General features: G+C 66.5%; 20 protein-coding genes. 15 read left to right on the plus strand and 5 right to left on the minus strand.

The features are described from left to right. Window positions 1-113 precede the first annotated feature (113 nt). The 12 genes from BLR75_RS16090 to trpC all read left to right on the plus strand — a co-directional run bounded on the left by BLR75_RS16090 (window position 114) and on the right by trpC (window position 13,621). The gene (locus BLR75_RS16090; protein WP_084314968.1) at window positions 114-2,567 is read left to right on the plus strand and encodes a PAS domain-containing sensor histidine kinase; all 2,454 of its coding nucleotides are present in this window, start codon (window positions 114-116) and stop codon (window positions 2,565-2,567) included. Beyond that, on the plus strand, window positions 2,564-3,193 hold the full coding sequence (locus BLR75_RS16095; RefSeq protein WP_084314923.1) for a response regulator: 630 nt from the start codon (window positions 2,564-2,566) through the stop codon (window positions 3,191-3,193). The genes BLR75_RS16090 and BLR75_RS16095 overlap by 4 nt, the downstream gene beginning before the upstream one ends. A gap of 176 nt (window positions 3,194-3,369) precedes the next feature. Further along, the gene (locus tag BLR75_RS16100) at window positions 3,370-4,479 is read left to right on the plus strand and encodes an ABC transporter ATP-binding protein (protein ID WP_084314922.1); all 1,110 of its coding nucleotides are present in this window, start codon (window positions 3,370-3,372) and stop codon (window positions 4,477-4,479) included. 77 nt (window positions 4,480-4,556) lie between these two features. Continuing rightward, window positions 4,557-5,603 (plus strand): ABC transporter substrate-binding protein, encoded by a 1,047-nt coding sequence (locus BLR75_RS16105; RefSeq protein WP_084314921.1) that lies wholly within the window; start codon window positions 4,557-4,559, stop codon window positions 5,601-5,603. 118 nt (window positions 5,604-5,721) lie between these two features. After that, window positions 5,722-6,969, plus strand: coding sequence for an ABC transporter permease (locus BLR75_RS16110; protein WP_084314920.1), 1,248 nt, complete (start codon window positions 5,722-5,724; stop codon window positions 6,967-6,969). Window positions 6,970-6,982: 13 nt separating this feature from the next. Then, window positions 6,983-7,810 (plus strand): ABC transporter permease, encoded by an 828-nt coding sequence (locus BLR75_RS16115; RefSeq protein ID WP_084314919.1) that lies wholly within the window; start codon window positions 6,983-6,985, stop codon window positions 7,808-7,810. Window positions 7,811-8,075: 265 nt separating this feature from the next. Continuing rightward, a complete protein-coding gene (gene rpe, locus BLR75_RS16120) occupies window positions 8,076-8,750 on the plus strand; it encodes a ribulose-phosphate 3-epimerase (protein ID WP_084314918.1) in 675 nt (224 codons plus the stop codon). Further along, window positions 8,750-9,574, plus strand: a complete 825-nt coding sequence (locus BLR75_RS16125) for a phosphoglycolate phosphatase (RefSeq protein WP_084314917.1) — start codon at window positions 8,750-8,752, stop codon at window positions 9,572-9,574. Before rpe ends, BLR75_RS16125 begins: the two co-directional genes overlap by 1 nt. 72 nt (window positions 9,575-9,646) lie before the next feature. Then, on the plus strand, window positions 9,647-11,134 hold the full coding sequence (gene trpE / locus BLR75_RS16130) for an anthranilate synthase component I (RefSeq protein WP_084314916.1): 1,488 nt from the start codon (window positions 9,647-9,649) through the stop codon (window positions 11,132-11,134). An 11-nt stretch (window positions 11,135-11,145) separates the two neighbouring features. Next, the gene (locus BLR75_RS16135) at window positions 11,146-11,742 is read left to right on the plus strand and encodes an aminodeoxychorismate/anthranilate synthase component II (RefSeq protein WP_084314915.1); all 597 of its coding nucleotides are present in this window, start codon (window positions 11,146-11,148) and stop codon (window positions 11,740-11,742) included. Further along, entirely contained in the window at window positions 11,739-12,788 is a 1,050-nt protein-coding gene (gene trpD / locus BLR75_RS16140; protein WP_084314914.1) for an anthranilate phosphoribosyltransferase, read from the plus strand. Before BLR75_RS16135 ends, trpD begins: the two co-directional genes overlap by 4 nt. After that, the gene (gene trpC / locus BLR75_RS16145) at window positions 12,785-13,621 is read left to right on the plus strand and encodes an indole-3-glycerol phosphate synthase TrpC (protein WP_084314913.1); all 837 of its coding nucleotides are present in this window, start codon (window positions 12,785-12,787) and stop codon (window positions 13,619-13,621) included. Before trpD ends, trpC begins: the two co-directional genes overlap by 4 nt. A gap of 68 nt (window positions 13,622-13,689) precedes the next feature. On the opposite strand, the gene crp is transcribed toward trpC, so the two are convergent. Continuing rightward, a complete protein-coding gene (gene crp, locus BLR75_RS16150; RefSeq protein ID WP_084314912.1) occupies window positions 13,690-14,334 on the minus strand; it encodes a cAMP-activated global transcriptional regulator CRP in 645 nt (214 codons plus the stop codon). Window positions 14,335-14,698: 364 nt separating this feature from the next. Here crp and BLR75_RS16155 point away from each other — a divergent pair, with 364 nt between their 5' ends. Further along, window positions 14,699-15,121 (plus strand): OsmC family protein, encoded by a 423-nt coding sequence (locus tag BLR75_RS16155; RefSeq protein ID WP_084314911.1) that lies wholly within the window; start codon window positions 14,699-14,701, stop codon window positions 15,119-15,121. Window positions 15,122-15,330: 209 nt separating this feature from the next. Continuing rightward, window positions 15,331-16,131, plus strand: a complete 801-nt coding sequence (speD, locus tag BLR75_RS16160) for an adenosylmethionine decarboxylase (protein ID WP_084314910.1) — start codon at window positions 15,331-15,333, stop codon at window positions 16,129-16,131. Between the two features lie 90 nt (window positions 16,132-16,221). On the opposite strand, the gene coq7 is transcribed toward speD, so the two are convergent. After that, complete coding sequence (coq7, locus tag BLR75_RS16165; protein WP_084314909.1) at window positions 16,222-16,869, minus strand: 2-polyprenyl-3-methyl-6-methoxy-1,4-benzoquinone monooxygenase; 648 nt, start codon at window positions 16,867-16,869, stop codon at window positions 16,222-16,224. Window positions 16,870-16,959: 90 nt separating this feature from the next. Beyond that, window positions 16,960-17,298, minus strand: a complete 339-nt coding sequence (locus tag BLR75_RS16170) for a histidine triad nucleotide-binding protein (RefSeq protein ID WP_084314908.1) — start codon at window positions 17,296-17,298, stop codon at window positions 16,960-16,962. 90 nt (window positions 17,299-17,388) lie between these two features. Here BLR75_RS16170 and BLR75_RS16175 point away from each other — a divergent pair, with 90 nt between their 5' ends. Further along, a complete protein-coding gene (locus tag BLR75_RS16175) occupies window positions 17,389-18,870 on the plus strand; it encodes an AAA family ATPase (protein ID WP_084314907.1) in 1,482 nt (493 codons plus the stop codon). A gap of 6 nt (window positions 18,871-18,876) precedes the next feature. Here BLR75_RS16175 and BLR75_RS16180 read toward each other — a convergent pair whose 3' ends face one another. Together BLR75_RS16180 and BLR75_RS16185 are read right to left on the minus strand one after the other, a co-directional pair. Next, window positions 18,877-19,662 (minus strand): SDR family NAD(P)-dependent oxidoreductase, encoded by a 786-nt coding sequence (locus tag BLR75_RS16180; RefSeq protein ID WP_084314906.1) that lies wholly within the window; start codon window positions 19,660-19,662, stop codon window positions 18,877-18,879. Window positions 19,663-19,715: 53 nt separating this feature from the next. Then, the gene (locus BLR75_RS16185) at window positions 19,716-20,795 is read right to left on the minus strand and encodes a DUF805 domain-containing protein (protein ID WP_084314905.1); all 1,080 of its coding nucleotides are present in this window, start codon (window positions 20,793-20,795) and stop codon (window positions 19,716-19,718) included. Window positions 20,796-20,882: the final 87 nt, after the last annotated feature.

Raw genomic sequence — 20,882 nt, forward strand, 5'->3', positions numbered from 1 at the left:
ACCCCTTGTTCTAGCTTTGTCAGGCGCGGGCTTTGCGGGGTTCCCCCGAACCTGCGGTAAGGTATTGGCGCCTTCTATCTGCGAGCGGCACGAGCCGCATGGTGTCCGTCGGCATGATTCGTCTGTCCCGCTGCGCTGCCCTGGCGCTATTGCTGTTCATTCCCTTCCTGGCCCAGGCCGCCGTGGAGTCGCCCGGCGTGGCACTGGACGCGCAGCAGCGCGCCTGGCTCGATGCCCACGCCCCGCTGCGCGTCGGCGTGGTGCTGGAACCGCCCTACGTGCAGCAGGACCGCCGCACCCAGCAGCTGACCGGGGCGAACGTGGAATTGCTGGAACGCCTCGCCGGCGGGCTGAAGGCCAGGCTGCAGTGGGTCGTCCTCGACAGCCCGGCGGCGCTGGAAAGGGCCGCCCGCGACGGCCGCGTCGATCTCGCCGCCGGCATTAGCCAGACGCCCGCCAGCCTGCGCGACTGGCTGTTTTCCGATCCCTACCTGCGGGTGCCGCGCCTGCTGGTCGGCGAGCGCGGCAGCAGCGGCTCGGTGGAAATGGAGAAGCTGGGCGCCGGCGAACCGGTGGCGCTGCGCGGGCCCGGCCCGGTGGCGGAATACTTGAGCGGCACCTATTCGGCGCTGACCCTGCGCCAGGTGGAGAGCGACCGCGCGGCGCTGCGCCAGGTGCTCGCCGGCGAGGCGCGCTTCGCCGTGGTCGACGAGGCGCAACTGGCGCGTCTCGGCAAGGACGCCGAGTTCGCCGGCTTCGCCGTGCTCGCCGACATCGGCTATCCCCAGCTGCTGCGGATCGCCACCCGCCGCGACCTGCCGCAACTGGCGGAAATGGTCGACCTGGCCCTGCGCGCGATTCCGGCCAAGGAGATCGATGGCGTGCACGAGCGCTGGCTGCAGCCGAAGTACCCGCGTTTCGGCGAGTCGCCGGCGTTCTGGCGCAGCCTGTGCCTGCTGCTCGGCGTGCTGCTGGCGCTGGCGCTGGCCTTCCTCGCCTGGCAGAAGCGCCAGGGCCGCGCGGTGGAGCGGCGCCTGCGGGCGACGCAGCGGGACATCGAGTCGCGCCACGCCGCCGAACAGGAACTGCGCCTGACCCAGTTCGCCCTCGACAACAGCACGGTCGGCATCCTCTGGGTCAACTGGGACAGCCACATCCGCTACGCCAACCGCGCCGCCGGGGAAATGCTCGGCTACGGCACCGGCGAGCTGGACCAGCGGCCGCTGTCGGCGCTGCAGCCGGAAATGAACATGGACCGCTGGCTGAACCTCTGGCGCCGTGCGCGCAACAACGAGGAAGGGCCGCTGAGCTTCGAGATCAGCTGCCTGCGCAGCGATGGCCAGTGGCTGCCGACCGACATTTCGCTGAGCTTCCTGCGCTTCCGCGAATCCGAATACCTGTTGGTGTTCCTCACCGACGTCACCGAACGCCGCCGTTCGCGCAAGGCCCTGGAGGAGAGCGAGGCGCGCCTGCAGGGCATCGCCGCCAACGTGCCCGGCCTGGTGTTCCGCCTGGAGCCGAGCCAGCCGGAGGACCACTCGGACTTCGCCTACATCAGCTTCATCACCGGCGGCAGCGAGGCATCCCTCGGCTATCCGCCGGGCTACCTGCGCGAGAGCGGCACCGGCATCGTCGGCCTGGTGCATCCGGACGATCGCGACGGCTACCTGGCCAGCCAGCACGAAGCGGTCGGCAGCGGCAGCAACTGGCACTGGCAGGGACGCATCCTCACCCGCAGCGGCGAGGCGCGTTGGGTCGACATCAAGGCCACCGCACGCCAGCTAGACGGCCGCCGGCTGGCCTGGGACGGCGTGGTCTGGGACATCACCGGCAACAAGCAGACCGAGCTGGAGCTGCAGCAGTCCCGCGCGCAGCTGCGCGAGCTGTCGGCGCACCTGGAAAGCGTGCGCGAGGAGGAGAAGGCGCGCATCGCCCGCGAGGTGCACGACGAGCTCGGCCAGGTGCTCACCGTGCTCAAGCTGGAAACCTCGATGTGCGAGCTGGCCTATGGCGAACAGGACGCCGGCCTGCGCGAGCGCCTCGGCAACATGAAGCGCCTGATCGCCCAGTTGTTCCAGCTGGTGCGCGACGTCGCCACGGCGCTGCGCCCGCCGATCCTCGATGCCGGCATCGGTTCGGCGGTGGAGTGGCAGGCGCGGCGCTTCGAGGCGCGCACGCAGATTCCCTGCCTGGCCGAAGTGCCGGAGAATCCGCCGCGGCTGGCCGACGCCAAGGCCATCGGCCTGTTCCGCATCCTCCAGGAGGCACTGACCAATGTCATGCGCCATGCCCAGGCGCATACTGTGGAGCTGGCGCTGACGGTGGAGGGCGACGAGCTGTGCCTGCGCATCAGCGACGACGGCCGCGGCTTCGATCCGGCGCAGGTGCGCCAGGGCGGATCGTTCGGCCTGGTCGGCATGCGCGAGCGGGTGCTGATGCTGGGCGGCTCGCTGCAGATCGACAGCCAGCCGGGGGAGGGCACCACGCTGTGGGTGCGGGTGCCGCTGGACCGGCCGGATGCGCCGGCCGGCGAACCATTGAAGAGTGAGAGGGGAGAAGCGCAGTGATCCGAGTCGTGGTGGCGGAAGACCACACCATCGTCCGCGAGGGCATCAAGCAGCTCATCGGCATGGCCCGGGACCTGGAGGTGGTCGGCGAGGCCACCAATGGCGAGCAGCTGATCGAGATCCTTCGCCAGGTGCCCTGCGAAGTGGTGCTGCTGGACATCTCCATGCCCGGCGTCAACGGCCTCGAAGCCATCCCGCGGATCCGCGCGCTGAACGAGCCGCCGGCGATCCTCATGCTGTCGATGCACGACGAGGTGCAGATGGCCGCCCGCGCGCTGAAGATCGGCGCCGCCGGCTACGCCACCAAGGACAGCGATCCGGCGCTGCTGCTCACGGCGATCCGCAAGGTCGCCGGCGGCGGCCGCTACATCGATCCGGAGCTGGCCGACCGCATGGTCTTCGAGGTCGGCCTGACCGACTCGCGGCCGCCCCACGCGCTGCTCTCCGAGCGCGAGTTCTCGGTGTTCGAGCGCCTGGTGAAGGGCGACGGGGTGAACGAGATCGCCCAGCAGCTGGCGGTCAGCAGCAAGACCATCAGCACCCACAAGGCGCGCCTGATGCAGAAGCTCGGCGCGCACTCGGTGGCGGACCTGGTCAAGTACGCGGTGGAGCACAGACTGCTCTAGTCCGGGGGCGCCCGCGTGCCGGGCGCAGCGCCCCTCCGCATGGCGCCGTGTAGGGATCGCCCTACAGACGATCCTCTTCTACCCTTATAGCAATTTGTCTTTCCGCCCGATTTGCGCGCCGTTCCGCCTTCTCTAGGCTTGATTCAACGGCAGACATAAATACAAAAGGTGCGGTTATGGCCGAGACTCAGGCAAACGATGTGCTGGTGAGCTTCCGTGGCGTTCAGAAGAGCTACGACGGCGAAACCCTCATTGTGAAGGATCTCAACGTGGACATTCGCCGCGGCGAGTTCCTCACCCTGCTGGGCCCGTCCGGGTCCGGCAAGACCACCAGCCTGATGATGCTGGCCGGTTTCGAAACCCCCACCGCCGGCGAGATCCTCCTCGACGGCAAGGCGATCAACAACGTTCCCCCGCACAAGCGCAACATCGGCATGGTGTTCCAGAACTATGCCCTGTTCCCGCACATGACCGTGGCGGAGAACCTGGCGTTCCCGCTGAGCGTGCGCGGCATGAGCAAGTCGGACGTCGGCGAGCGGGTCAAGCGCGCGCTGTCGATGGTGCAGCTCGACAAGTTCGGCGGCCGTTACCCGGCGCAGCTCTCCGGCGGCCAGCAGCAGCGCGTGGCGCTGGCCCGCGCGCTGGTCTTCGAGCCGCAGCTGGTGCTGATGGACGAACCCCTGGGTGCGCTCGACAAGCAGCTGCGCGAGCACATGCAGATGGAGATCAAGCACATCCACCAGCGCCTGGGCGTGACCGTGGTCTACGTGACCCACGACCAGGGCGAGGCGCTGACCATGTCCGACCGCGTGGCCGTCTTCCACCAGGGCGAGATCCAGCAGAACGCGGCGCCGCACGAACTCTACGAGCATCCCCGCAATTCCTTCGTCGCCAACTTCATCGGCGAGAACAACCGCATCGCCGGCCAGCTGGAGAGCCGCGAGGGCGACCGCTGCGTGGTCAGCCTGGCCCGTGGCGAGAAGGTCGAGGCGCTGGCGGTCAACGTCGGCCAGCCGGGCGAGCCGGTCAGCCTGTCGATCCGTCCCGAGCGCGTGCACCTGAACGGCGCCAGCGAGAAGTGCAGCAACCGCTTCTCCGGCCGTGTCGCCGAGTTCATCTACCTGGGCGACCACGTGCGCATCCGCCTCGAGGTCTGCGGGCGCACCGATTTCATCGTCAAGCAGCCGATCGCCGAACTCGATCACGAGCTCAGCGTGGGCGACGTGGTGCCGCTGGGCTGGGACGTGCAGCACGTCCGCGCGCTCGACCCGATGCAGACGGCGTGAAGGATCGGCCCGGGCAGGGCGGCCGGGCTGTGCGAGTCGAAGAACAATCAAACCTGCACACTGTGGAGAGAACAATAATGTCGAAATCCTTCAAGACCACCGGCTTCAAGCTGGCGGCACTGAGCATCGGCCTGGCCTGCGCGGCCCAGGCCATGGCAGCCGACCTGACCGTCGTGTCCTTCGGCGGCGCCAACAAGAACGCCCAGGTCAAGGCGTTCTACACGCCCTACGAGAAGTCAACCGGCAACAAGATCATCGCCGGCGAGTACAACGGCGAAATGGCCAAGATCAAGGCGATGGTCGACACCAACAGCATCTCCTGGGATCTGGTCGAGGTGGAGTCGCCCGAGCTGTCCCGCGGCTGTGACGAGGGCATGTTCGAGGAAATCGACCCGGCCATCCTCGGCAACGCCGACGACTACGTACCGGGCGCCATCAGCAGCTGCGGCGTCGGCTTCTTCGTGTGGTCCACCGTGCTGGCCTACAACGCCGACAAGCTGAAGACCGCGCCGACCAGCTGGGCGGACTTCTGGAACGTCAAGGACTTCCCGGGCAAGCGCGGCCTGCGCAAGGGCGCCAAGTACACCCTGGAATTCGCCCTGATGGCCGACGGCGTCAAGCCGGCCGACGTCTACAAGGTGCTCGCCACCAAGGAAGGCCAGGACCGCGCCTTCAAGAAACTCGACGAGATCAAGCCGAGCATCCAGTGGTGGGAGGCCGGCGCCCAGCCGCCGCAGTACCTCGCCTCCGGCGACGTGGTGATGAGTTCGGCCTACAACGGCCGCATCGCCGCGGTGCAGAAGGAAAGCAACCTGAAGGTGGTGTGGAACGGCGGCATCTACGACTTCGACGCCTGGGCCATCCCGAAGGGTTCGAAGAAGAAGGACGAGACCCTCAAGTTCCTCGCCTTCACCCTGCAGCCGGAACAGCAGAAGACCTATTCCGAGAACATCGCCTACGGCCCGGCCAACAAGAAGGCCGTGGAGCTGCTCGACAAGGGCCTGCTGAAGGACATGCCGACCACTCCGGAGAACATGGAGAACCAGGTCGGCATGGACGTGACCTTCTGGGCTGACTACGGCGAGCAGCTGGAACAGCGCTTCAACGCCTGGGCCGCCAGGTAAGCCCACCGCGCGCCCCGCGCCGGCAACGCGCGGGGCGTGACCGGGAGGCCCGCCTCCCGATTCGTCCGATACCACACCTTGGCCGTCCCCCGGGCGGCCTGTTTTACCGGAGTTCGCTATGGCCACCGCCGTGACGTTGAACGAGGTCGCCGGCCCCACCCTCAAGCAGCGCCTGGCGCGCGCCGAACGGGTGAACCGTCTGAAGTCGCAGGCGCTGGTCCTGCCCCTGCTGGTTTTCCTGGTGCTGGTCTTCCTGGTGCCGATCGTCGCGCTCCTCTACAAGAGCGTGAACAACCCCGAAGTGGTCGGCTCGATGCCGCTGACCGTCCAGGCCATTTCCGACTGGGACGGCAAGTCCCTGCCGCCGGAAGCCGCCTACAAGGCGCTGGCCGAAGACCTGGCCGCCGCGCGCAAGAACCAGACCATCGGCGATCTTTCCAAGCGCCTGAACATGGAGCTGGCCGGCTACCGCAGCCTGATGGCCAAGACCGGCCGCGCCCTGCCGCTGAAGAGCGAGCCGACTTCCTATAAGGAAGCGCTGGAAGCCATCGACGAGCGCTGGGGCGACCCGGCCTACTGGCAGGTGATCCGCCGCAACTCCAGCAGCCTGACCCCCTATTACCTGCTCGCGGCCCTCGATCACCGCATCGACGACCTCGGCGAAATCGCCCGGGCCACCCCCGACCAGTCGATCTACCTGGACATCTTCGCCCGCACCTTCTGGATGAGCGTGGTGATCACCGTCCTCTGCCTGGTGCTGGCCTATCCGCTGGCCTACCTGCTGGCCACCCTGCCGACCCGGCAGAGCAACCTGCTGATGATCCTCGTGCTGCTGCCGTTCTGGACCTCGATCCTGGTGCGGGTGGCGGCGTGGATCGTGCTGCTGCAGTCCGGCGGCATCATCAACGGCGCGCTGCTCAAGCTCGGTCTGATCGACCAGCCGCTGCAGCTGGTGTTCAACCGCACCGGCGTGTACATCGCGATGGTGCACATCATGCTGCCGTTTATGATCCTGCCGATCTACAGCGTGATGAAGAACATCTCGCCGAGCTACATGCGCGCGGCGATCTCCCTCGGCTGCCACCCGTTCGCCAGCTTCTGGAGGGTCTACTTCCCGCAGACCGTGGCTGGTGTCGGCGCCGGTTGCCTGCTGGTGTTCATCCTGTCGATCGGCTACTACATCACCCCGGCCCTGCTGGGCAGCCCGAACGACCAGATGGTCAGCTACTTCGTCGCCTTCTACACCAACACCACCATCAACTGGGGCATGGCCACGGCCCTCGGCGGCCTGCTGCTGTTCGCCACCCTGGTGCTGTACGTGATCTACGGCTGGCTGGTAGGCGCGAACCGCCTGCGCCTGGGCTGAGGAGAATAAGAAGATGCTGAGTCCCTACATGTCCCCCGTCGAGCGCGTGTGGTACTACACCCTGCGCATCCTCTGCGGCCTGGTGCTGCTGTTCCTGGTGCTGCCGGTGCTGGTGATCGTGCCGCTGTCGTTCAACTCCGGCACCTTCCTGGTCTACCCGCTGCAGGGCTTCTCCCTGCGCTGGTATGCCGACTTCTTCAGTTCCGCCGAATGGATGCGCTCGCTGACCAACAGCCTGATCATCGCCCCGGCGGCGACCTTCCTGGCCATGGTCTTCGGCACCCTGGCGGCGATCGGCCTGACCCGCGGCGAATTCCGCGGCAAGGCGCTGGTGATGAGCCTGGTGATTTCGCCGATGGTGGTGCCGGTGGTGATCATCGGTGTCGCCAGCTACCTGTTCTTCGCCCCGCTGGGGTTCGGCAACAGCTACACGGCGCTGATCATCATGCACGCGGTGCTCGGCGTGCCCTTCGTCATCATCACCGTGTCGGCGACCCTGCAGGGCTTCAACTACAACCTGGTGCGCGCCGCCGCCAGCCTGGGCGCGCCGCCGGTGCTGACCTTCTTCAAGGTGACCCTGCCGCTGATCGCCCCGGGGGTGATTTCCGGCGCGCTGTTCGCCTTCGCCACCTCGTTCGACGAAGTGGTGGTGACCCTGTTCCTCGCCGGCCCCGAGCAGGCCACCCTGCCGCGGCAGATGTTCAGCGGCATCCGCGAGAACCTCAGCCCGACCATCGCCGCCGCGGCGACCCTGCTGATCGGCTTCTCCGTCCTGCTGCTGCTGACCCTGGAATGGCTGCGCGGGCGCAGCGAGAAGATGCGCACCGCACCGACGGGCTGATTCCCCCCATCGTTCCCACGCTCCCGCGTGGGAACGCATCCTCGGACGCTCCCGCGTCCAGCCCGCCGGTTTGTCGTAGGGTGGATGAGGCTTTTTTCATCCACCATCGCGGGGCCGCGCGCGCGGCCATGGTGGATCGGTGGAGCTGATCCACCCTACGTTTCGCCCGCCGCAACCGCCATCTCTCTCGGCCATCGGTCGAATAAGCGTCATCCATTCTTACCGGCTACAATGCGCGCCATCCGTGATTTCCTTGAGGTGCGCCATGCAACCCTACGCCATCGCTCCGTCGATCCTGTCCGCCGATTTCGCCCGCCTGGGCGAGGATGTGGACAGGGTGCTCGCCGCCGGTGCCGATATCGTCCACTTCGACGTGATGGACAACCACTACGTGCCGAACCTGACCATCGGCCCGATGGTCTGCTCGGCGCTGCGCAAGTACGGCGTCACCGCGCCGATCGACGTGCACCTGATGGTCAAGCCGGTGGATCGCATCATCGGCGACTTCATCGAGGCCGGCGCCAGCTACATCACCTTCCACCCGGAAGCCTCCGAGCATATCGACCGTTCGCTGCAGCTGATCCGCGACGGCGGCTGCAAGGCCGGCCTGGTGTTCAACCCGGCGACCTCGCTGGACGCCCTGAAGTACGTGATGGACAAGGTCGACATGGTCCTGCTGATGAGCGTCAACCCCGGCTTCGGCGGGCAGAAGTTCATCCCCGGCACCCTCGACAAGCTGCGCGAGGCCCGCGCCCTGATCGACGCCAGCGGCCGTGACATCCGCCTGGAGATCGACGGCGGGGTGAACGTGAAGAACATCCGCGAGATCGCCGCGGCGGGCGCCGATACCTTCGTCGCCGGCTCGGCGATCTTCAACGCCCCGGACTACGCCGAGGTGATCCGCGCCATGCATGCCGAACTGGCTCAGGTCGGCAAATAATGAGTGCCGCCGAGCCGTTGTTCGCCACCCGCCTGCCGCGCCTGGTGATGTTCGACCTGGACGGCACCCTGGTGGATTCGGTGCCGGACCTGGCTGCGGCGGTGGACAAGATGCTCGCCGCCCTCGGCCGCGAGCCGGCCGGCGTCGAGCAGGTCCGCCACTGGGTCGGCAACGGCGCGCGGGTGCTGGTGCGCCGGGCGCTGGCCGGCGGCATCGAGCATGACGGCGTCGGCGAGGCGGAAACCGAGCGCGCCCTGGCGCTGTTCATGGACGCCTACGCCGACAGCCACGCGCTGACCGTGGTCTATCCCGGCGTGCGCGAGACCCTGAAGTGGTTGAAGAAGCAGAAGGTGCAGCTGGCGCTGATCACCAACAAGCCGGAGCGCTTCGTCGGTCCGCTGCTGGACGAGATGAAGATCGGCCGCTACTTCCGCTGGATCATCGGCGGCGACACCCTCCCGCAGCAGAAGCCCGACCCGGCTGCGCTGCTGCACGTGATGAAGATGGCGCGGGTCAAGCCGGAGCAGGCCCTGTTCGTCGGCGACTCGCGCAACGACGTCCTCGCCGCCAAGGCCGCCGGCGTGCCCTGCGTCGGCCTGAGCTACGGCTACAATCATGGCCGGCCGATCGCCGAGGAAGCGCCGACGCTGGTGGTGGACGACCTGCGCAAACTGTTGCCTTGCTTCGACCCAGGCACTGCGATAGTGTTGCCGGATACCTGTTCCGCTCCCGCCCCAAGAGATCGAATCGTGTTGGTGACGGTTACCTGCAAACTCTGGATGAAGGTCATCAAGGCCCTGGCCCGTTGGCGCTGGCGCGCCTGACACATCCCCGGCCGGCCCGCCCGGCGCGTTTGCACACAACCCGTTTCACCGCTTCCTCACACGAGGCCGATCATGACTCGCGAAGAATTCCAGCGGCTGGCCGCAGAAGGCTACAACCGCATTCCGCTCACCTGCGAAACCCTCGCCGATTTCGACACCCCGCTGTCCATCTACCTGAAGCTGGCCGACGGTCCCAACACCTACCTGCTCGAGTCCGTGCAGGGCGGCGAGAAGTGGGGCCGCTACTCGATCATCGGCCTGCCCAGCCGCACCGTGCTGCGGGTCTACGGCCACACGGCGAGCATCAAGGTCGACGGCGTCGAGACCGAGCATTTCGAATGCGAAGACCCGCTGGCCTTCGTCGAAGAGTTCAAGAACCGCTACCGCGTACCGACCCTGCCGGGGCTGCCGCGCTTCAACGGCGGGCTGGTCGGCTACTTCGGCTATGACTGCGTGCGCTACGTCGAGAAGCGCCTGGCGCAGTGCCCGAACCCGGACCCGCTGGGCAACCCGGACATCCTGCTGATGGTGTCCGACGCCGTGGTGGTGTTCGACAACCTGGCCGGCAAGATGCACGCCATCGTCCTCGCCGACCCGGCCGAGGCCAATGCCTACGAGAACGGCCATGCGCGTCTGGAAGAACTGCTGGAACACCTGCGCCAGCCGATCACTCCGCGCCGCGGCCTCGACTTCAGCGCGGTGAACGCGCCGGAACCGCAGTTCCGCGCCAGCTTCACCCGCGAGGACTACGAGCGCGCGGTCGACACCGTCAAGGAATACATCCTCGCCGGCGACTGCATGCAGGTGGTCCCGTCGCAGCGCATGTCCATCGACTTCAGCGCCGCGCCCATCGACCTGTACCGCGCGTTGCGCTGCTTCAACCCGACCCCCTACATGTACTTCTTCAACTTCGGCGACTTCCACGTGGTGGGCAGCTCGCCGGAAGTGCTGGTGCGCGTCGAGGACGGCCTGGTCACCGTGCGCCCGATCGCCGGCACCCGCCCGCGCGGCGCCACCGAGGAAGCCGACGTGGCGCTGGAAGAGGACCTGCTGTCCGACGCCAAGGAGCTGGCCGAGCACCTGATGCTGATCGACCTCGGCCGCAACGACGTCGGCCGCGTCTCCGAGACCGGCAGCGTGAAGGTCACCGAGAAGATGGTGATCGAGCGCTACTCCAACGTCATGCACATCGTTTCCAACGTCAACGGCCAGCTCAAGGCCGGCATGAGCGCGATGGACGCCCTGCGCGCCATCCTCCCGGCCGGCACCCTGTCCGGTGCACCGAAGATCCGCGCCATGGAGATCATCGACGAGCTGGAACCGGTCAAGCGTGGCGTCTATGGCGGCGCGGTCGGCTACCTGGCGTGGAACGGCAACATGGACACCGCCATCGCCATCCGCACCGCGGTGATCAAGAACGGCGAACTGCACGTGCAGGCCGGCGGCGGCATCGTCGCCGACTCGGTCCCGGCGCTGGAATGGGAAGAGACCATCAACAAGCGCCGCGCCATGTTCCGCGCCGTGGCCCTGGCCGAACACACCGCCAAGATGCAGGGTTGAGGAGTACCGCCATGCTGCTGATGATCGACAATTACGACTCCTTCACCTACAACCTGGTGCAGTACTTCGCCGAGCTGAAGGCCGACATCCACGTGATCCGCAACGACGAGCTGAGCGTGGAGGAAATCGCCGCGCTGCAGCCCGAGCGCATCGTCCTGTCCCCCGGCCCCTGCACGCCGAACGAGGCGGGCGTGTCGCTGGCGGTGATCGAACACTTCTCCGGCAAGCTGCCGCTGCTCGGCGTCTGCCTAGGCCACCAGTCCATCGGCCAGGCCTTCGGCGGCGACGTGGTGCGCGCGCGCCAGGTGATGCACGGCAAGACCAGCCCGGTCTACCACACCGACCAGGGCGTGTTCGCCGGCCTGAACAACCCGCTGACCCAGACCCGCTACCACTCGCTGGTGGTCAAGCGCGAAACCCTGCCGGACTGCCTGGAAATCACTGCCTGGACCCAGCATGACGACGGTTCGGTGGACGAGATCATGGGCCTGCGCCACAAGACCCTGAACGTCGAGGGCGTGCAGTTCCACCCCGAGTCGATCCTCTCCGAGCAGGGCCACGAGATGCTGGCCAACTTCCTCAAGCAGAACGGAGGCGTGCGCGCATGAACATCAGGGAAGCCCTCAACCGGGTGGTCAACCAGCTCGACCTCTCCACCGAGGAAATGCAGGACGTCATGCGCGAGATCATGACCGGGCAGTGCACCGACGCGCAGGTCGGCGCCTTCCTCATGGGCATGCGCATGAAGAGCGAGAGCATCGACGAGATCGTCGGCGCCGTCTCGGTGATGCGCGAGCTGGCCGAGAGGGTCGAGCTGCCGAGCCTGGATCATGTGGTCGACGTGGTCGGCACCGGTGGCGACGGCGCCAACATCTTCAACGTGTCCTCGGCGGCGGCCTTCGTCGTCGCCGCGGCCGGCGGCAAGGTGGCCAAGCACGGCAACCGCGCGGTATCCGGCAAGAGCGGCAGCGCCGACCTGCTGGAAGCCGCCGGCATCTACCTGGACCTGCACGCCGAACAGGTGGCGCGCTGCATCGAGGCGGTGGGCGTCGGCTTCATGTTCGCCCAGATTCATCACAAGGCCATGCGCTACGCCGCCGGTCCGCGCCGCGAGCTGGGTCTGCGCACGCTGTTCAACATGCTCGGCCCGCTGACCAACCCGGCCGGCGTCAAGCACCAGGTGGTCGGCGTATTCAACCAGGCGCTGTGTCGCCCGCTGGCCGAAGTGCTCAAGCGCCTGGGCAGCGAGCACATCCTGGTGGTGCACTCCCGCGACGGCCTGGACGAATTCAGCCTCGCCGCGGCGACCCACATCGCCGAACTGAAGGACGGTGAAGTGCGCGAATACGAGGTGCAGCCGGAAGATTTCGGCATTCGCAGCCAGAGCCTGATCGGCCTGACCGTGGAGAGCCCGCAGCAATCCCTGGAACTGATCCGCGACGCCCTGGGTCGACGCAAGACCGAGGCCGGGCAGAAGGCTGCCGAGCTGATCGTGCTGAACGCCGGCGCCGCGCTCTACGCCGCCGACCTGGCGACCAGCCTGCATGAAGGCATGCAGCTGGCCCACGACGCCCTGCACACCGGCCTGGCGAAGGAAAAGATGGAAGAGCTGGCGGCCTTCACCGCCGTTTACCGAGAGGAGAATGCACAGTGACTGTGCCCACGGTTCTGCAGAAGATTCTTGCCCGCAAGGTCGAAGAAGTCGCCGAACGCAGTGCTCGCGTCAGCCTGGCCGAGCTGGAGCAGCTGGCGCGCGCCGCCGACGCTCCGCGCGGGTTCGCCAATGCGCTGCTGGAGCGCGCCGGACGCAAGCAGCCGGCGGTGATCGCCGAGATCAAGAAGGCCTCGCCGAGCAAGGGCGTGCTGCGCGAGAACTTCGTGCCGGCCGAGATCGCCCGCAGCTACGAGGAAGGCGGCGCCGCCTGCCTGTCGGTGCTGACCGACGTGGACTTCTTCCTCGGCAGCGACGCCTACCTCAAGGAAGCTCGCGCCGCCTGCTCGCTGCCGGTGATCCGCAAGGACTTCATGATCGATCCGTACCAGGTGGTGGAAGCGCGCGCCATCGGCGCCGACTGCATCCTGCTGATCGTTTCCGCCCTCGACGACGTGCGCATGGCCGAGCTGGCCGCCGTGGCCAGGGACTTCAACCTCGACGTGCTGGTGGAAGTGCACGACGGCGAGGAGCTGGAGCGGGCGCTGAAGACCCTGGACACCCCGCTGGTCGGCATCAACAACCGCAACCTGCACACCTTCGAGGTCACCCTCGACACCACCCTCGACCTGCTGCCGGAAATCCCGCGCGATCGCCTGGTGGTCACCGAGAGCGGCATCCTCAACCGCGCCGACGTGGAGCTGATGGAAGTCAGCGAGGTCTACGCCTTCCTGGTCGGCGAGGCGTTCATGCGCGCCGACGAGCCGGGCACCGAGCTGAAGCGGCTGTTCTTCCCGGAGCGCAACAAGGTTGTGTTGGGGGCCGATCCCGACTGAACCTGCCAGGACGGGACACAAGCAACAAGAAAGCCGGCGATTGCCGGCTTTTTGCATTCTGGTGGGCTTCAGCGCGTGCCGAACACCACCATGGTCTTGCCCTTCACGTAGACCAGGCCCTGTTCCTCCAGGGCCTTCAGTACGCGGCCGACCATCTCCCGCGAGCAGCCGACGATGCGGCCGATTTCCTGGCGGGTGATCTTGATCTGCATGCCATCCGGGTGGGTCATGGCGTCCGGCTGCTGGCACAGGTCGAGGAGAGTGCGGGCGACGCGGCCGGTCACGTCGAGGAAGGCCAGGTCGCCGACCTTGCGCGTGGTCTTGCGCAGGCGTTCGGCCATCTGGCTGCCGAGGGTGAAGAGGATTTCCGGATCATGCTGGCTCAGCTCGCGGAACTTGGCGTAGCTGATCTCCGCCACTTCGCACTCGCCCTTGGCGCGAACCCAGGCGCTGCGTTCCTGCTTGATGCTGTCGTCCTTGTCGAAGAGCCCCATCTCTCCGAAGAAGTCGCCGGTGTTCAGGTAGCCGATGATCATCTCGCGGCCGTCGTCATCCTCGATCAGTACGGTGACCGAGCCCTTGATGATGAAGAACAGGCTTTCACAGCGGTCGCCGGCGTAGATGATGGTGCTCTTGGAGGTGTAGCGGCGGCGGTGGCAATGCGCGAGAAGCTTGTCGAGGTTCTTGAGTTTGGGTGTGAGGGTTATAGCCATGCCCGAGTCCCGAAGAATGTAAAGAAGGCCCTTTGCACAACAGGCGTTTATTTGTTTGTTATGTGCAGCGCGCCTTCCCTAGCGACTCCCCCTCGCCATCGCTGGCGAAACTGCGATTTCCCTTGCTCCCGTGCTTTGTACGTAAAGCGGCATGAGCTTAACAGACGTCGTGTTGCCGACAATCGGAAACCTGGAACGTCCGTCAGAGGATTTTCCGAGAGAGTGTGCCATTTTACTGGCGTCAAATTAAGCATCTTGTCGGCCGTGCCGTCGAATTGCGAAGCAGCTAACAGGGCGCCGGCCCGGCTCGGCGCGCAACCCCCTTGTGTTAAGCTGGCGCCCCTTTTTTTCGGCGGAGCTCTCGATGAAAGCGCGTATCCAGTGGGCAGGCGAGGCGATGTTCCTCGGCGAATCCGGCAGCGGCCATGTGGTGGTGATGGATGGCCCGCCGGAAAACGGTGGCCGCAACCTCGGCGTGCGGCCGATGGAAATGCTGCTGCTCGGCCTAGGCGGCTGCACCAACTTCGACGTGGTCAGCATCCTGAAGAAGAGCCGCCAGCCGGTGGAAAGCTGCGAAGCCTTCCTCGACGCCGAACGTGCCAGCGAAGACCCGAAGGTGTTCACCAAAATCCACGTGCACTTCGTGGTCAAGGGCCGCGGTCTGAAGGAAGCCCAGGTGAAGCGCGCGGTGGATCTGTCGGCGGAGAAGTACTGCTCGGCCTCGATCATGCTCGGCCGCGCCGGCGTCGAAATCACCCACGATTACGAGATCGTGGAACTCAACTGACATCATTTCATCAGCGGAAGTGGCGCAGACTCTGGTGCGGGGCGTTCGACCTCTGCATAATGCGCCACCTTTTTTCGGGGCCATGCGCCCCGGCCAATTGCCAAAATCGCCATCGCGAAGAGGTGTGAACGGTCCTACGCAGATGTACCCACTCATCTGACGGGCATGCTCAATCACGCGGCAGAGCCGCATTGACGAGAGTTACCACGGTGAAAAGCAAACTCAAGCTCCACGGGTTCAACAACCTGACGAAGACCTTGAGCTTCAACATCTATGACATCTGCTACGCCGAAACGCCTGAAGACCAGCAGGCCTACGTGCAGTACATCGACGAAGAGTACGATGCCGAGCGGCTTACCCAGATTCTCACGGATGTTGTCGACATCATTGGCGCCAACATCCTGAACATCGCCCGTCAGGATTACGATCCGCAGGGCGCCAGCGTGACCATCCTGATCTCCGAGCAGCCGGTCGAGCCGACCGAAAGCCAGATCGAGGAATCCCCGGGCCCGCTGCCGGAGACCATCCTGGCGCACCTGGACAAGAGCCACATCACCGTGCACACCTACCCGGAAATCCATCCGGTGGAAGGCATCGCCACGTTCCGCGTGGACATAGACGTCTCCACCTGCGGCGTGATTTCCCCGCTGAAGGCGCTGAACTACCTGATCCACCAGTTCGACTCGGACATCGTCACCGTGGACTACCGCGTGCGCGGCTTCACCCGCGACGTGGAAGGCAAGAAGCACTTCATCGACCACGAGATCAACTCGATCCAGAACTATCTCTCCGACGACACGTACGAGGCCTACCAGATGACCGACGTGAACGTGTACCAGGAGAACATGTTCCATACCAAGATGCTGCTGAAGGAGTTCGACCTGGACAACTACCTGTTCGGCGACGCCACCAGCAACCTCTCGGCGGAACAGCGTCAGCAGGTCGAGGAGCGGGTACGGCACGAGATGCTGGAAATCTTCTACGGCCGCAACATGCCGCACAAGGCCTGAGGCCGGAGCAAAGGAAGAAGGCGCCCACGTGGCGCCTTCTTTATTCGTAGGGCGGGGGCAACCCGCCAACGGGCATGGCGGATTTGCACCTCAGATGCGATAGGTGGTCCTGGTCATCACCTTCGACAGCAGCGTCATGCCGAACTTCACCGGCGCCGGGAAGCGCAGGCCGCCGGCCTCGATGGCGCTGGTGGCGTGCTGCTGCTCGTCTTCGCGCATCTGTTCGAGGATGGCGCGGGACTTCTGGTCCTCGGCGGGAATCTCCGCCAGGTGCTCGTCGAGGTGCTTGCACACCTGGTCTTCGGTGGCGGCGACGAAGCCGAGACTGACCTTGTCGCTGACCAGCCCGGCGAGCGCGCCGACGCCGAACGACAGGCCGTAGAACAGCGGGTTGAGCAGGCTCGGGCGGCTGCCCAGCTCACGGATGCGCTGCTCGCACCAGGCCAGGTGGTCGACTTCCTCGTCGGCGGCGGTTTCCATGGCCTTGCGCACCTGCGGCAGCTTGGCGGTCAGCGCCTGGCCCTGGTACAGCGCCTGGGCGCAGACCTCGCCGGTGTGGTTGACGCGCATCAGCCCGGCGACATGGCGGGCATCGTCCTCGCTCAGTTCGGCATCCGGCTGCACGATGGCCGGCGAGGGCCGTCCGGGATGGCCGGCGAAAGGCAGCAGGGTGCGCATCGCGGCATCGGCCTGCAGCAGGAAAAGGTCGGCGGGAGAGTAGTGACGCTCGGCGGACATGGCGCACCTCCGAAGGAAAATTCGTCGGCAAGTTTACCGGATCGGCGATGGCAGGTCTTGCCGTGGTGCAGGACTCGACGGATTCGGTCGTCAGCCCGGCGGCCAGTGCATCTGCCGCTGGCCGAGCACATGCATGTGGATGTGGTGGACGGTCTGGCCGCCGAGGTCGTTGCAGTTCATCACCACCCGGAAACCGTCCGCGCAGCCCTGTTCCAGCGCGAGCTGCTGGGCGACATGCAGGATGTGTCCGGTGAGCGGCTTGTCCGCCTCGTCCAGGTCGTTGAGGGTGGGGATGTGCTTGCGCGGGATGACCAGGAAGTGCACCGGCGCCTGCGGGTTGATGTCGTGGAAGGCGACCACCTGGTCGTCCTCGTAGAGCTTGCGTGCGGGAATCTGCCCGGTCACGATCTTGCAGAACAGACATTCCACGGTCGCTTCTCCTGTCTGGCCTCTGCCGGCTGAGTGTAGTCACCGGGACTCCGTCCGCCCAGCGTGGGCCGCACGTGCAAGGAGGCTGCATTGAAGAACGATATCCACGACCTGGGGCTGGTGCTGGACTCGCGGGTCAAGCTGGTCGCCATCGAATCCTGGGACGAGCCGCGGGTGCTGGAAACCCTGACCGGGCTGGCGATCAGGCGCGGCCACGGCCTTTACACCTGGTCGGTGACCGAGGGCCTGCAGCGCCTGGGCTTTGGCGGCGAGCCGCTGGTGCGGGGCGACAGCGGCGAGGTGGAGACTGCCCTGCGCGCGATCAAGGCCGACCAGCAGGCCAATCTCTATGTGCTCTGCGACCTGCATCCGTTCCTCGCCGACAACCCGAAGGTGGTGCGCCTGCTGAAGGAGATCGCCATGGCCGAAGGCCCGTCGCGGCCCACCGTGGTGCTGGTTTCCCATGCGCTCAAGCTGCCGGCGGAAGTCCAGCGCTTCGCCGCGCGCTTCACCCTGGCGCTGCCCAGCGAGGAAGAGCTGATCGGCATCGTCCGCGAGGAGGCCGCGCGCTGGAGCGAGCGCAACCGCGGCGTGCGCGTGCGCACCGACAACCGCACCCTGAACCAGGTGGTGAAGAACCTGCGCGGACTCAGCCACGGCGAGGCGCGGCTGCTGGCGCGCAACGTGATCTGCAACGACGGCGCCATCACTCAGGAAGACCTGCCGGCGCTGAACCGCACCAAGTTCGAGCTGCTCGACCTCGGCGGAGTGCTGAGTTTCGAGCACGATACCGCGCGTTTCGCCGAAGTCGGCGGGCTGTACAACCTCAAGCGCTGGCTCGGCGAGCGCCAGGCGGCCTTCAATGCCGGCAAGGACGTCGACCTCCCGAAAGGCGTGCTGCTGGTCGGCGTGCAGGGTGGCGGCAAGAGCCTGGCGGCGAAGGCGGTCGCCGGCCTGTGGGGGCTGCCGCTGCTGCGCCTGGATTTCGCCTGCCTGTACAACAAGTACTTCGGCGAGACCGAACGCAACCTGCGCGAGGCCCTGCGCCTGGCCGAGGAAATGGCGCCCTGCGTGCTCTGGGCCGACGAGATCGAGAAGGGCCTGGCCACCGGCGACAACGACGGCGGCGTCAGCCAGCGCGTGCTCGGCACCCTGCTGACCTGGATGGCCGAGCGCAAGGCGCCGGTGTTCATGGTCGCCACCGCCAACGCCATCGATCGCCTGCCGCCGGAACTGGTGCGCAAGGGACGCTTCGACGAGCTGTTCTTCGTCGACCTGCCGACCCGCGAGGTGCGCGCCGAGATCTTCCGCATCCATCTGCAGCGCCGCGAGCTGGAGCCGCAGCAGTTCGATCTCGGCGAACTGGCGCAGGTCAGCGACGGCTTCTCCGGCGCGGAAATCGAGCAGGTGGTGGTGAGTGCGTTCTATGCCGGGCAGGCGCGGCAGAAGACCGTCGACCAGGAATTGCTGCTGCAGGAAATCAAGCGCACCGCGCCGTTGTCTGTGGTGATGGCCGAGGAGCTTGCGGCACTGCGCCGCTGGGCCGATGGGCGTGCGGTGATGGCCGACTGAGACGCCTCAGCGCTGCACGGCGAGGCGGTTGCGCCGCCCGGCCAGCTTGCGCACCAGCCAGCGCGGCGCCAGCCGTGGGCACCAGGCGAGCAGCCGGTTGCGCCAGCCGGGGATGATGATCGCCGGGTTGCGCTGCAAGGCGCGCACGGTGTGGAAGGCGACCTGCTCGGGGCTGAGCATGCGCTTGCCCTCGAAGCGTTCGCCGTCCAGCCCGGCGTGGCGGAAGAAGGCGCTGCGCGTCGGCCCGGGGCACAGCAGCGAGACTTTCACTCCGCGTCCCTTCAGCTCCTCGCGCAAGCCCTCGGAGAAACTCAGCACGTAGGCCTTGCTGGCGTGGTAGCTGCTCATCCATGGACCGGGATGCAGGGCGGCCAGCGAGGCGACGTTGAGGATGCGGCCGCCGCCGTTCTGCGCCATGCGGTTGCCGATGGCGTGGCAGAGGCGGGTGAGGGCGAGGACGTTCAGCTCGACCAGTTCCCGTTCGCGCGACCAGTCATGTTCGAGGAAGGCGCCGGCCGAGCCGATGCCTGCACTGTTCACCAGCAGCTCGATGTCCAGTCCGTTCTGATCCAGTTCGTGCAGCAGCCCGGAAATCTGCAGCGGCTCGGACAGGTCGCAGGTGCGGAACAGCACGTCGACGCCGAAGCGCTGCGCCAGCTCGCAGGCGATGCTTTCCAGCGCATCGCGCCGACGCGCCACCAGCACCAGGGCCTGGCCGCGGCGCGCGAGGGCTTCGGCCAGGGCGAGGCCGATACCGCTGGAAGCTCCGGTGATCAGGGCATAGCGTGGCATTGAGCGGCTCTCGGGGACGGGGCGCGGATTCTATCCTGCCCCGTCACGGGCGGCTATTGGTCCGACTGCCCGGCATCGCCGCTGTCGGAATCGTAGCCTTCGTCGATGGAGGGCGAGGCGTCCTGGCTGTAGTGGCTCATCTGCGCGCGTGTCACGTAGTCCTGGTAGGCGGGGAGGGAGATGGCCGCCGCTATGCCGATGATCGGCACCAGCAGGAACGCCCAGGCCAGCGCCACCACGCCGCGGCTGTTCGGCGGCGGCGGCGGGCCGTAGCGGTTGGCGCCGGCCGAGCCGGGCACCAGCAGCATCAGCAGGGCGAACACGCTGCCGACCACCGGGACCAGGTTGACCAGCAGCAGCCAGCCGGACCAGCCGATGTCGTGCAGGCGCTGCACGCCGAAGAAGATGCTGACCACCGACAGCGCCACCACGCCGGCGAGTACCAGCAGGACGCCGAGCGAGCTGGAGACCGTGGCCAGCCCGCCGATCACCGCGAGCGCCGGCATCGCCAGCAGCATCAGGCCCATGCCCCAACCCAGGTAGCGCACTCGGCCGATGCGGCCCTGGACGGTGAAGTAGTTCAGCTCGCCGTATTCGGGCAGCGGTTCGCCGACCTGCGATTGCGGTGTCGCATAGGGCGACTGGGCGCTGGCCGCGGCGGCAGAGGTCGCCATTGGCGCGGCAGCCGCTTCGGCGCCGGCACGGGCGGCCAGTTCGGCCTGCCGGCTCAGGTATTTCTCGATGATGATGCCGCAGCCGGAACATTCGGCGGCGCGGGGTTGTTCATGCCCGCATTTCGGACAGGTCATCCGGCTGCTGTCGGCCTGTTCGGTTTGCGCGGCGGGCCGGGTTTCCGGGCTGGGGTGGTCCTCGGTCTCGACCAGGCTGAGGCTGGCGCTGAAGTCGGCTTCCTTGCGCGCCTTGGCGCCGGCACTGTGCAGAGCCTGCAGGTACTTGTCGGCTTCGGCGTCGGACAGGTCGCGCTTGAGCACCACCGGCCGGCCACTGAACAGCGCCTCGATCCTGCCGGGATCGCTCTTGAACAGCCGCGCGAGATTCTGCTTGGCGAGCTCCAGGGGTGTCTGCGGCATCAGCGCGCCATCAAACACGATCTTGAAACGTGTTGCGTCCATCGGGCCATCCTTGTCTCTGGAAAGATGAGTTACAGCGTAATCGGCGCAAGCTTCGGCGAAAAGCAGCGGATTTCCGAAAATTTCCGC

Origin of the sequence: Pseudomonas jinjuensis, assembly GCF_900103845.1 — a bacterium.
Classification (GTDB): Bacteria; Pseudomonadota; Gammaproteobacteria; order Pseudomonadales; family Pseudomonadaceae; genus Pseudomonas; species Pseudomonas jinjuensis.